2 protein-coding genes are annotated in these 1,122 nt (G+C 34.5%); both read left to right on the forward strand.

Annotated elements, in window-relative coordinates; genetic code table 11:
- The first annotated feature begins 211 nt into the window (after positions 1–211).
- Positions 212–592, forward strand: a complete 381-nt coding sequence (locus A6E03_RS17960) for a hypothetical protein (protein ID WP_061030722.1) — start codon at positions 212–214, stop codon at positions 590–592.
- A gap of 357 nt (positions 593–949) precedes the next feature.
- Positions 950–1,122 (forward strand): type II toxin-antitoxin system Phd/YefM family antitoxin (locus A6E03_RS17965; RefSeq protein WP_083201878.1); only part of this gene is annotated, 173 nt, incomplete at its 3' end.

Consider the following 1,122-nt stretch of genomic DNA (forward strand, 5'->3'; position numbering starts at 1 on the left):
CGGGTGTTTCTCGTTTTAAGGCGTCAATATTGAGTATAATTGCATAGTAGTAAACGTGTTATGCCAGCGTTATATGCTTCTTTGGTTTTTATAATGTAACTGATTGATTTGTTAGTTTATATCTTTAGCTATAGCTCGATAAAATAAGTATTTTTAATCGATGAAATGTAGGTTGTTGGTATAGTTTTCTTTTTAATTAATGGAGAATATCATGGCTAGCTGTTCAATGGATTTAAACTCATTTAAATATGATATTGATGAGAATCTTAAGCTTTTAAACCTTCCAACTACTGAAAATGTAGTGGGAGCAGGGGCTCTTTCTTGGCTTATGATTGATCGAATTGATAAAGCAATAACGTTAGCAAGTAACCCTAGAGTTCCATTGTCAGCCGTTGCCCGTGCAGGAACTGTTGGCGCTGGAGTTTATGCTGCATTTTGGGCTGGAGCTGTAATTGGTAGTTCGGCAAGGTCATTTTATAAAAATACGAGCTGCTCTTTATCGCAAGTGTTAGATTTTGGTCGTGATAATGGAATTACAGGTTCATGGTTAGAAACTGTGCTATCTCAAAATCCGGAGTTGCTTAATGCCTGATCGCTTATTGTTAATTATTACATCAATAATAGTCGTAATTTTAATTCTGGTTATTTCCTATTTCTTAGGTGGTGATGCAATATTTCTAATTATTCTTTCAATATCAATTTGGGAGTTATCAAAAAGAATATGGTTTAAGCTCTCAAAGAAATGATTTACGCATATAACAAATGCATCAACACGATTTGCTACACTCGGCGTTGTCAGTTTGCCTTTAGTTTCAGTGATTAAGGCGTTAAAATTCAGCTAGGTCTGTATCGTAGCAAACGTGTTATGCAGGCGTTAAATGAACTGTCTCAATGGCTAATTAAGTGATACAATAGTGATACTTTATTCTTTCAATAATGGAAACTGAATATGAAAGTTGAATTAGTCACTACATTAAAACGTCAAGCAACCAAGATTCTTTCTGAGCTTCATGCTTCAAAAGAACCAGTGTTAATTACAGAGCACGGTCAACCGTCTGCTTATTTGTTAGATGTTGATGATTATGAATTTATGCAAAAACGTATTGCTATTCTTGAAGGTAT

The sequence above is a fragment of the Aliivibrio sp. 1S128 genome (assembly GCF_001691065.1).
Taxonomy (GTDB): Bacteria; Pseudomonadota; Gammaproteobacteria; order Enterobacterales; family Vibrionaceae; genus Aliivibrio.